This window comes from Arthrobacter sp. OV608, from assembly GCA_900110595.1.
In the GTDB taxonomy this organism is placed as follows: domain Bacteria; phylum Actinomycetota; class Actinomycetes; order Actinomycetales; family Micrococcaceae; genus Arthrobacter.
On record FOEZ01000003.1, the window covers coordinates 300949 to 312423 of the forward strand.

Sequence of the window (11475 nt, forward strand, 5' to 3'; positions counted from 1 at the left end):
TCGAGCAGCTAGTTCAGCAGTGCCCGTACTATGTCGCCGATTTGGTACGCCAGGTACGGTGGAACCGCGTTCCCTATCTGCGTGTACTGCTGTGTTCTGTTGCCCAAAAATGCATAGTTATCCGGAAAAGTCTGAAGCCTTGCAGCTTCCCGGACCGTCAGACTCCGCATCTGCGAGGGATCCGGGTGGATGTAGTAGTGGCCATCCTTCGCGATGTGTGAAACAACAGTCGAAGACGGCTTATCCCACACTTGGACTTTGAACCGGTCGGCGAATGCTTTGGATTCCAATCGGGCCGTGTTGTGGTTAGGAAGCAAATCAACATTAAACTCGGAAAGGAGGGGCGACCGGAGGTTGACGGCCCCAAACGCTGCCGCGAAGAAGTAGCGGTATAGGTCTGGTTCCATGTGGCCCCGGGACACGTGGTTGGCGAAGCCGCCAATAGCCGAATCAGCCAACCATCGCTGGAGGTCGGTCTGGGCTTCAACGACTTTTTGCCCTCGAACAAACTCTTGCCCAAGAGGCGGGACTGGTCGCAACGGCTCCGCAAATCCATCCACGGACTCCTTCACCATGCGGTGCGCCAAGCTGCGGATGCCTGCCCAGAGGCCAACGTCATCTCGACCACGGGAAATACGGGACCGTATAGCAGGAAGATGCCCTATAGCTTCCCGGACCGTTGCTTGCGTGTCCCGCCTTTGAAGGATGTTTGGTTTTTTGCCTATATCGGACCGGACTCCTAGGAGGATCACACGGTGGCGCTGTTGCGGCACACCGTGTTCCTCCGACCGAATGATGAAGTCCCGGGGCGCTAAGTTTTCAGGTTCGTTAGGCACTGTCAGTGAGTAGATGACATACTCCGCATCGCCGCCCTCGTTCCTGAGATCCTCGCGGATACGGGCAAACATCGGCTGTCCGCCATGGGTCGATGAGAGTAGGCCCTTGACGTTCTCCATGACGAAAACGGCCGGCGAGAATTTTCTGATGATGTGAAGGTACTCCTGATAGAGGAAGTGCTTCTTGTCATCTTCAAAGGTCAAGTCGTTCGCTCTTCGAGAACGCCCAACTAGGGAATAAGCCTGGCAGGGCGGCCCACCGATCAGAACCCAGTCTCTGGCGCCATCCAGCGCAACTTTTATGTGAAGGTCGGACACTTCTCGAGTATCAGGTCCGAGTTCGAGTTGATGGACATGGTGTGAGGCGCGCTCCAGAGCAGCCGCCATCTTGCCGTCTCGACGGAGTTCGTGTTCAGTTATCTCTCCACGAAGAAACCGGTAGTAGGCACTCGGCACTTGGCCTCGGTCCCGCAGATCCCGAAAGGCACTCCGCAACGTCAGGGTCGAGTGGGCCGAGCGTTCCATCTCGATTGCAGAAACGGATTCGAAAGCAGGTTGCCCCTCAGCCGTGACTGATGCAAACCCCTCGCCCAAGCCGCCTGGCCCGGCGAAAATATCAATGATGGGGATAACTCCCACGCTTGCCTCTTTACTACCTCTGTACACGCGCCCATGACGCGAAACCACGAGCGGCTATCAGCCGCGTTTGCATAAAACTACTACCCACCGCCGACAATCTTGGCCTAGGCCCGGAAGACGGCATCCATAGAGCATATCGGGCCCGGACGGACTCGACGTGCTGCAAGTCGATTGCCGCCGTCCGCGTCCCGACGCTGTCGAAAACTGCCAATTGAAAACTGCCTAGACTCACGTTCTACGGCCGCAAGTTCAGTGGCTTTATCTCGGCCCCGTCCTTAATCAACCCCAACAAGTCGTCCTGCCGAGCCTGGCCCAAAGTCAGACGGTACTTCGCCAAGCCAGCAACCATGTGCTTGGTCCGCGGGACATCCCGGCTTAGCGGGTGGTCCAGCAACCGGCGCTCAATCTTGTGATTTCCAGGATGAATCCAATGAGGAGCAAACTCAGTGCTTGCGGTCTCGGGCTGTGCAGCGATGTCGGCCCGCCGCAACCTCGAACAGCGTCCCCCAAGGGTCACTCACCCCGGGCTTCAGCACTGCAGCACCATGAGCAGCAGCAACATTTTTTCGAACGGCATCCCCCAGATACCGGTGCACACGCCCCTCCCGCTGTTCGAAATCGACAGGGTTGCCAAGAACATTCCAATGGACAACCGAGTGGGCCCACCAGTGGAAATCGATGCCCTCTTGGCCCACAGACGTGGAGGCCAAGACGAACGGCCAAAACGGACTGTAAAACTGATAACGCGCGGGTTCAAGGCGTCGACGCCGGAGCTGACGGCCACGGAGAAGGCGACGGTCGAGGCCGCCGCCTGACCCTGACAGTTTGTAGTGTGGCCGCCGGGTCGAGGGAAGGGAAGCCGTGAGGATTGCGCTGGGGCAGCTGGAGTCGGGACATCCGGGCGAACCTCGCCGCGATCGACCGGCTTACAGCGCAGGCAGCGCGCGGCGGCGCCGCGCTGGTCGCCTTCCCGGAGTACGCCACATATGAGAAGAAGAAGGTGTAAGCGACGTTCCCTGGGGTGGCCGAGCCACTGGACGGACGGCCCCCGCCTGCCGGAATCTCGCCACCGCCTGCCGCCACCGTATCGCACTGTGGCGGGCGTGGTGGAAACCTCGGACGAGCCGGGCAGGGTGTACAACACGCTGGTGGCGTTCGGGCCCGACGGCGGCCGGCTGGCTTCCTACCGGAAGATCCACCTTTTCGACGCGCAGGGCTTCGGGGAGTCAACGTTCATCAAGCCGGGCCCGTCCACCACGCCTGTGGCGTTCGAGCACGGGGGAGTGCGGTTCGGGCTGATGACCTGCTACGGCTTGCGGTTCCCTGACGTTGCCAAGCCACTGGCCGCCGCAGGTTCTGCTGGTCTGCTAGTCCCGGGTGCCGGATCTTCACTGCCAACTGAGAACGAGCGATGCCGCCTTGGTTGGATTTGTGACCCGATCGCTTTGTAAAACCGATATTTCTCCCCAATCTGCCAAGCTCATTTTGGTGTTCTAGCGTCAAAATGCGATTGAGGCCATAGAGTTCTAGTCATGTTGAATTCCCAGCCCATGGACTCTGGAGGTAGCGCTTGAAGGCTCAAGATACGAAGATTCAGCAGCTTATCCGTACGGATCATCAGTTTGTGATCCCGGTATATCAGCGACCCTACGTCTGGGAGGAGAAACACTGGGATTCTCTTTGGACGGATATATCAATGGCAGCTGAAGAAGCGGAGCGAGTCGCAGCCGCTCCGCATTCCGAGAAGTCCCCCAAAACACATTTTGTGGGCGCCATAGTCATTGAACCCATGGCAAATCGACCTAGTAGGGTCAATAGGTCTCTGGTAGTGGACGGTCAGCAGCGGCTAACGACCCTCCAGATTCTGATGTCAAGCGCTGGTTTTCAAGCAAAAAAGCGGGGCTATCCGAAGTTGCAGCGCAATCTGCATGCACTGGTATTCAATCAGGACTACTGGGAACATCCGGAGGACCGACCTATGCTGGTCCCGTCCTTAGCTGATAGGGAAGCCTTCTTCTCAGCCACCTCCGAGTTTCCGCTAAGGAGTGACGCAACCCGGGGCCCTCTTGGCGCACGCAACTTCTTTGACGAAGCTATCGCCGAGTGGTTGGACGAAGCATCCGATCCGGAATTAAGGTTGGAGGGTCTTTCCTCCGCCATCCGCAACAGACTGGCAATTGTGGAAGTGTTGCTAGATGAAAAGGATGATCCCCAAGTCATTTTTGAAAATCTCAACTACGAAGGGCAGCGGCTTTCGCCCTCGGATCTGGTAAAGAACTCGTTGTTTCGGCAGATCCAGCGAGAAGGCGGGAACGCGGATGAACTTCATCAAAAGTACTGGGTGCAGTTCGATCGGGCTGAATGGCAGCAGGAAAGGACTCTCGGTCGCTTCAAGCGAAGTAAACTCGATACGCTAGTCTCGAATTGGCTTGTAATCGAGAAAAAGGCGACCGTTTCTACGGCTGGTTTCTTCAGTGAGTTCCGCGAGTGGCTGGAGGACTCAAAGGAGTCCGCTTCCGGTGTAGTTCGTTCTATCCACGATCTGAGCCAAGTTCAATTCACCCTAGAAAACTCGCCGATAGACACTCCAACCGGTCGGCTTATCGATCGATTAGCCCATATGCAGATATCAGTTATCTGGCCATTTATCCTAAAACTGCAGACGCTTCCTTCACTTCAGCCGCATGGTCGTGATTCGATCATGGATATGCTTGATTCGTACTTTTTCCGGCGAATGATATGCAGGTTATCCACTAAGGATTACAACCAGCTTACTGCTGAGCTTCTTCGAGTGGTGAGCCAGGACGGCGTGGACCCGGTGGTGGCAGTCCGTGATTACCTTCTACGCCAGTCAGCAAGCTCTAGGGCTTGGCCCACAGATTCTCAGGTGGCCCAGAGGCTTGAGAACTACCCTATTTACAACACTATGTCGCGTCTAAATATTCGCATCTTGCTGGTTGGAATTGAAAACGCTCTACGTCAAAAGCGCTCGGAAGCACTTTTTGACCGTTCGATCGAGTTGTCAATAGAACATCTTCTTCCTCAAGAATGGGAACAGAATTATCCGCTGACCGATTCGTCCATTGAAGGGAAGCAGCGAAGAGAGTTTATGGTTAATCGCCTCGGAAATCTTACGCTCCTAACCCAAGGTCTTAACTCTATGGTTGGCAATGCTCCTTGGTATAAGAAGCGTGTCGGAATTCAGAAGAACGCCGTAATGCTAATCACCTCCGCATCGGTGCTGCAGCCGCCCCCTGATGTCGAAGACCCGAATTGGTTGGATTCTTGGACCGATGAGAAGATTCAGGTTCGGAATGATTACTTTGCAAAGTTGATTCTCGAAAACTGGAGGCGGTAAGTACTTCGGCAGATTCGGGAGAACCGGAAGCTCGCCAAGAGAGTGCGGCTAGAAAGCCTGCCGGACATGACTGTTCGGCAGGCCCAACAGCCGGTGACGTCGTGGGCTATCAACTGAGAAGCGACGACGTCCGGGAAACTGGGCGGGATTGGCCTTTCCCGATTGCAGTTATTAGCTTGGCGCAGTGAACACATCAACTGGGGGACCGTCGTTAAAACAATTCACAGAAAGGTCTATATGTACTGTTGAGGACCGAGAGGCTGGTGGCGAGCCTGTCTGAGGTTCCTGAACTGGAACCGCATTTCGAGCCAGTTGAGGACGAAGACTCCCCAGATATTCTCTCCCGTCACGTCGCAGAGGCCGTGCGGCGGGCACTTGCTGTAGCAGAGCCAACCGAACGCGTTACGCTCGCTAACAAACTCCTCCAAGAGCTTCACCACACTAACAGCATTGCCGAGGGTCCCACCCAACTCCAGTCGCTCCACCGCCCGGCTACGCTTAGACGCCGCCAACTCCGTCGCCCCACCACCGGACTCAGCGATTCAGCGCTCCTAACCAACAGCAAGGGTGATCCCAATCTCGCTGCCGAGCTTAGGGCGGAGATAGAGTCCGCCAATACTGTGGACCTCCTATGCGCCTTCGTCCGCTGGACCGGCCTGCGGCTCCTCCAGCCAGTGCTTGAGCAACTGAAGGAACGCCCGGCAAAACTACGGGTCATCACCACCACTTACATGGGCGCCACGGAACGGCGCGCCATCGACGAGCTCGTCAACCGCTACGGGGCCGAGGTGAAGATTAGCTACGAAACCCAGGCGACAAGGCTGCATGCCAAGGCCTGGCTGTTCCGCCGTAACACCGGATTCGACACCGCCTACGTAGGCAGCTCCAACCTGAGTCAGGCTGCCCTCCTCGACGGGCTTGAATGGAACGTTCGCCTCAGTTCTGTCGCAACGCCCGCCCTCCTGCAAAAGTTCGAGGTCACCTTCGACAGCTACTGGGAGCAGCGAGCCTTCCAAAGCTACGACCCTGAACGCGACGGCGACAAGCTCGACGCCGCACTGGGACGCAACGGGGGCCGCCGCACGGCGGCGCCGGATGCAACCACGGGTCTCGAAGTCCAGCCGTTCCTTCATCAGGAGGAGATGCTGGAGGACCTTGAGTCGGAACGGCTTAAGGGCTTCAACCACAACCTCCTGGTCGCCGCCACCGGCACCGGCAAAACAGTCATCGCTGCACTGGACTACAAACGACTCTGCGAAGTTGCCGGCCACGACCTGAAGCTGCTCTTCGTCGCCCACCGGCAGGAAATCCTGAAGCAGGCCATGCGCACCTATCGCGACGTCATGCAGGACGGCGCCTTCGGTGAACTCTACGTGGGGGAGAATAAGCCGCAAGAGTGGAAGCACGTCTTCGCCTCCGTCCAATCGCTGTCCTCACTCGGCATCGAGCAGCTGGAACCGGACTTCTTCGGCGTCGTCGTAATCGATGAGTTCCACCACGCCATGGCACCCACCTACCGCCGCCTGCTCGACTATCTGAAACCGCAGCAGCTCCTTGGACTTACGGCGACTCCGGAACGCGGAGACGGTGTCGACGTCGCCAAGCAATTCTTCGACGGCCGTACCGCCAGCGAACTGCGCCTGTGGGACGCCCTGGACGCTGACCTGCTGGTGCCGTTCCACTATTTCGGCGTCGCGGACGATGTCGACCTGAGCCAGTTGGAGTGGAAACGCGGCAACTACGACACCAACCAGCTGAGCGCCCTGTACACCGGAAACGACGCCCGCGCCGCCAAGGTGATCCGCGAGCTCCGGGATAAAGTCACCAGCACCGACCAGATGCGGGCCATCGGCTTCTGTGTCTCCGTGCAGCACGCCCGCTACATGGCCGAGGTGTTCGACCGGGCCGGCATCGCCTCGGTAGCCGTCGACGGCACGACTGATAATTCTGACCGCGAGGAAGCCCTGCGGCGCCTGGGCAAGCGGGAGATCAACTGCATCTTCGCCGTCGACCTTTTCAACGAAGGCCTGGACGTGCCGCAAGTGGACACCATCCTGCTGCTCCGGCCCACGCAGAGCGCCACGATCTTCCTCCAGCAGTTGGGACGCGGGCTTCGCCGTGCGGAGGGTAAAGCGGTGCTGACGGTCCTGGACTTCATCGGCCAGCAGCGCCGTGAGTTCCGCTTTGATTTGCGCTACCGGGCGCTGACGGGCTATGGGCGCAAGGAGCTGGAGAAGGCTGTTGAGGATGAGTTCCCGTACCTGCCGTCCGGCTCGCAGATCGTGCTGGACCGGGTCGCGCAGAAGGTGGTGCTGGACAATATTAAGGCACAGCTCCGGTTCAACCGGGCACAGCTGATCCGGGAGATTGCCTCGTACGCCGAGACCGAGCTGGAGGCCTATCTGGAGCGGTCGGGGAACGACGTGAAGACGATCTACCGTTCCACCAGGGACTCGTGGACCGGCTACCTCCGCCAATCAGGGTTGCTCGAGGGGTTCTCGCCCCTGGAGACCGTCCTTCGCGGGAAAATTGAGGAGCTGTCGGACGCGGAGGAAAAGAAGCTGCTGGGCCGCATGGCCGCGCTGATTCACGTGGACGATCCGGAGCGCGCCGCTGCCTATTCCATGCTGGTTGCTCCAGACGCACCTCGCTACGCAGATCTTGGCATGCGCGAGCAAGCTTTCGCGCGAATGCTTTTTTACACGCTGTGGGATGATGGCGGGGGGTTTACAACGTACGACGGCGGGCTGGACCATCTGCGCAGCTACCAGTTTGTGTGCCGCGAGATCCGCCAGGTTGTGAAGCTGGGAGTGGCGGCGTCCAAACACGCAGCCAAGGGCCTTGGTGCAGGGTTGCAGCACATACCGCTGCTCTCACATGCCACGTATCGGCGCGAGGAGACTCTGGCGGCGCTGCAGTACGGCTCCCTGGAACAGGGGAAGAACGTCCAGCACCGGGAGGGCGTTGCATGGTGCCCGGCGACCTCCACAGATGCCTTCTTTGTCACCCTGAATAAGGATGACAAGAAGCACTCGGCGACCACAATGTACAAGGACTATGCCATCAGTCCAGAGCTGTTTCACTGGGAGTCGCAGAATGCTACGTCGCCTTCTAGCCCGACGGGACGGCGCTACCTGGATCGGGGTTCGCGGATTTTGATTTTCACGAGGGACACGGCGGAAGACGAGACCGGACTGACAGTTCCGTACACGTGCCTGGGCCAAGTGGACTATGTGCAGCATTCGGGCGAGAAGCCGATCGCGATCACCTGGAAGCTTCACCGGTCGATGCCGGCGGATGTATTTGCTACAGCGGCGGCAGTGGCACATTGACGACGGTTGACCCAACTTTCCTGATGCGAGCCTGAGGGGCTGCGGGGTGATGCATTGGCCCTGCCAGGCAAGGCACCGGTCCGCATTGAATTCTTGATGATGGTCCGCCGCGGCCACTTTGAGCGGTACGTTCCCCGCGGGAGCCCTCGACCCTGACCCCCGCCTTGAAGCCTTTTACGTCGGTATTCCGGTACCAACCAGTCACATTCGACATGCGAGGACCCTGTTGGGCTGCTCGTCGTTGCATGCCTTTTGTCGCTCCTTTTCAGCCGAAGCTCCCTTCGTCGCGACCCACGGCTGGGAGACCCTGGAGACCTCCTCATCCAATACACGCTCCGGATATGACTCACTGGTGTCGACCTCCACTGCCCGAGCACAGCCCCTAGGATGGCGGGGTGACTGAAGAACAACCGAAGCGCCGGTTCCTGACCATCGAACAGGTCGCGGACGAGCTGAACGTCAAGGCAACGCAGGTCCGGGTCCTCATCAAGACCGGAGAGCTCCGCGGAATTCAGATCGGTGCCCGTGGTGTTTGGCGCATCGGCGCCCAGGACTTAGAGGATTACATCACCGAGGCTTACCGGCGCACCGAAGAGCGCATTGCCGTCGGCGACCTCGAGGGTGCCGGGTCGGAGGCCGAGGAGGCGTAGCGGAAGTACGAGGCCGCCCTTGGACTCTCGCCATGATGAAGTGGCTTCGGCGTCACCATATCTGGCACTGGCGGTCGGTTACGTGCTGTTCTACGTGGTTGCCGTCGAGGTACGAATGCTGTTTGGCACACGCAGCGTGCTGGATGCTCTGGTAGCCGCGTTCATGGAAAAGTTGGTCTACTCGCTGGTGGCGGTAGTTCAGATACGTAGGCGTCGGAACTCCAATCGGCGCCTTCCAAAACCATGTCGGTTCAGGGTGTTTATTCGCATCCTTACTCCCCGCCGGGCCCGCTCAGGAATCTGGAATCAGGGGATAGCTACGCCGGGGAGGGGCTCCTTGCGGTTCCAGCTCCGTCTATTAAACCTTAAGCCTTCAGGGCGTCCCACAGACTTGAAGATGTGAGAGATCCCGCCGGAACGCCGATAGATCGCCGGGAAGGAACGCAAATGTATGCCCTCGTATGGCATCCGGTCAGTGAACCTGCTGACAGAAGGCGGCCGGGTGGGACTCGCTGCGAGCCCGGAGTCGCTGAACAGGCGCACTCCAGCCATCCGGCGAGGTGCTGCCCCGTCGCCTTGCACCCATGATTGATTGATGCCGCGCGCAGCGCTACCCCCAATCATGAGAAGGGCCAGCGCCGTTCCGGTAATAAAAGAGTTATCGATCTTCTGGAAACACGGATAGTCCCCGTAATCGGGCAAAAATTATGGCGAAGTCGAGTCCCATTGAGCTTCTGATACGCGCGGTTGTTTGTTCCGTGGGCGTACTTCTTCACAATTAGCATCCCTGTGCATTCTCGGCAAAGTTTCTGTCAGGTTCGTGCTTGCCGACTTGTTCCTGGCCTACCCTGCAGCGACTTTGTGGGTGCGGCGGCAAAGATACCGCAAATGTTGTTGGGACTGGCGCGAGAGCACGGACTTCGACTAGTTGGCCTAAAAATAGTCCACTGACACCCGGCAGGGGCAGGAGTACCACGGCCATGAACGGAATGAGCCTGCCGGCTTCCTGGGATAGCGGCAGCAGCAGATCACAAGGAGCAGCATTATGGCGATGTAACTTGTCCTGCACCGGGGGTGGCGGCTACGACGCGGGACGGAAGGTCTACGACTCGGTCGCTGGTAGGCAAAAGGATGGCGGCGTTACCGAGGAGTCGGTGCACCGGGTGGCAGATGACCCCCGACAATGTCCTGGTAATCCACCCAACAGCGTGGACACTGCGCTGGCATTCTTCTCCCGGGACGACCTGAGGGAAGCGCTGCAGTCGGCGGCGTTCAGGGCGATCTCGGAATGAATTCTTCTAGTGAACCGGGAGGCCCGGCGGCCGTCCCCCTGGCGGCCACTGGGCGCCCCGCTGACAAGACCCTGGAGCGCCTAGGTCAGGGCGAATGGGGTCCCCTGCTCTTGCTCTTCGGTCTCCTACCCTGCCGCCAGCCGGGGATGACCTCGTTAAGCTGGGCTTCCTTGGCCGCGGTCAGCTTCCCGGCCCGGTGGTCGATGCGTTGCGTGTGCAGCCATACGCCCAGGGTGCGTTCGTCCCGCTCGTCGGTCTTTTGGTGCCGTGGCCAGTCGTTACCGCCGGCCAGCCAGGCGGCGACCTCAGTCAGGCGGTCCTTCCATCGGACGGCGTCGGCTTCGCGCTTGGCGGTATTCTGTCGCCAGCCAGGGATCGAGTCCAGGGCTTCAGCGTAGGTGGGGGAGAGGGTGCCCTTCGCGTCGTCTTTGCGGCGGCGGGTCAGCCACTCAGCCATGGTTGATTCACGGCGGGACAGGCCGCTGACCGGCAACCGGCCCTCGGTCTCATGGAAGGCTAGGACGTCCTGCAGGTTCCGCTGGCCGGCCTCCGTCACACGACCCGGAACGGGCCTGGCCGCCGCATGGTGTGTATCCCGCAGGCCCGGGTCCTGTTTTGCAGCGATGGCGAGGTGATAGCGGATCACCGACTGGGCCACCCCTGTCACTGCCGAGATTTTGCTGGCCGGGATGCCGTTCCGGTACATCAACACCCACTCCGGGTACGGCGTCAAACGCTTGGTCTGTGTCATCGAAATTGGTCGGGCTGCGGTGCGCCGTGGAGGCCGGCGCCGGTGAGCCAGTCAATCTTGCGGAGGCCCCGGAAGACCGCGGTCACGATCAGGGCGACACCGAGCAACAGCAGCATTTCGCCGCATAGCGAGAGGGACGTATAGAGGTCCTCGTCGTTTCGGTACGCCTCCTTTCCTGCATGGCAAGTTATGGGGGATAGGAGCCAACACCCGATCGGTAGTGCTATGGTGCGGGTCAGGAAGATGCAGGCGTTGAGGCGCATCAGTTGGCCCCGGCCCGGGCCGCCGCTTCCGCTCCTCGATCCGCAGCCGCAGCCGCAAAATGATGATAGTCAGCACCAGGGCGTACAAAGGCAGGACGGCCGCCGCGATCATGAAGATTACCTACAGAAACCCCAATGATGCCGAAGGCTGGACTCAAACTCATTAGTACCCCCAATAGTCGATGTCCCTAGGCTATGCGAGGAGTTCGTCAGAGCTCTGCCTTCACGGCGACTGGTTCCTTTTGGGGCGGGCAAGCAGTTGGGAGATAAGCACCTCCGTCTTCGACCGGTGGTGTATAACTGAGATCGGTGCCAGGGCTGCCAATCTGATGAAGACGGCGGTGCAGATCACCC

The 11475-nt window shown here is 59.3% G+C and carries 8 protein-coding genes; 5 read left to right on the forward strand and 3 right to left on the reverse strand.

All coding sequences use genetic code 11. From position 1 onward, the window contains the following. Positions 1–8: 8 nt before the first annotated feature. Both BMX78_RS06170 and BMX78_RS23620 read right to left on the reverse strand, forming a co-directional pair. Positions 9–1475, reverse strand: coding sequence for a DNA cytosine methyltransferase (locus tag BMX78_RS06170; RefSeq protein ID WP_091417744.1), 1467 nt, complete (start codon positions 1473–1475; stop codon positions 9–11). 443 nt (positions 1476–1918) lie between these two features. Next, positions 1919–2170: a hypothetical protein gene (locus BMX78_RS23620; protein WP_353615427.1), complete on the reverse strand. Its 252-nt coding sequence runs from the start codon at positions 2168–2170 to the stop codon at positions 1919–1921. 408 nt (positions 2171–2578) lie between these two features. Between BMX78_RS23620 and BMX78_RS23360 the strand changes: the two genes are divergently transcribed. From BMX78_RS23360 to BMX78_RS06195, 4 genes are all read left to right on the forward strand, one after another. Continuing rightward, complete coding sequence (locus BMX78_RS23360; protein ID WP_286138819.1) at positions 2579–2926, forward strand: nitrilase-related carbon-nitrogen hydrolase; 348 nt, start codon at positions 2579–2581, stop codon at positions 2924–2926. Positions 2927–3045: 119 nt separating this feature from the next. Next, on the forward strand, positions 3046–4833 hold the full coding sequence (locus BMX78_RS06185; protein WP_091417747.1) for a DUF262 domain-containing protein: 1788 nt from the start codon (positions 3046–3048) through the stop codon (positions 4831–4833). 263 nt (positions 4834–5096) lie between these two features. Beyond that, a complete protein-coding gene (locus tag BMX78_RS06190; protein WP_286138820.1) occupies positions 5097–8165 on the forward strand; it encodes a DEAD/DEAH box helicase in 3069 nt (1022 codons plus the stop codon). Between the two features lie 395 nt (positions 8166–8560). Continuing rightward, on the forward strand, positions 8561–8815 hold the full coding sequence (locus BMX78_RS06195; RefSeq protein ID WP_091417752.1) for a helix-turn-helix domain-containing protein: 255 nt from the start codon (positions 8561–8563) through the stop codon (positions 8813–8815). Positions 8816–10192: 1377 nt separating this feature from the next. Here BMX78_RS06195 and BMX78_RS06205 read toward each other — a convergent pair. Beyond that, entirely contained in the window at positions 10193–10858 is a 666-nt protein-coding gene (locus BMX78_RS06205; protein ID WP_139204890.1) for a helicase associated domain-containing protein, read from the reverse strand. Here BMX78_RS06205 and BMX78_RS23365 point away from each other — a divergent pair. Beyond that, positions 10852–10986, forward strand: a complete 135-nt coding sequence (locus BMX78_RS23365; RefSeq protein WP_286138821.1) for a hypothetical protein — start codon at positions 10852–10854, stop codon at positions 10984–10986. The two genes, BMX78_RS06205 and BMX78_RS23365, sit on opposite strands and share 7 nt — an antisense overlap. Positions 10987–11475 lie beyond the last annotated feature (489 nt).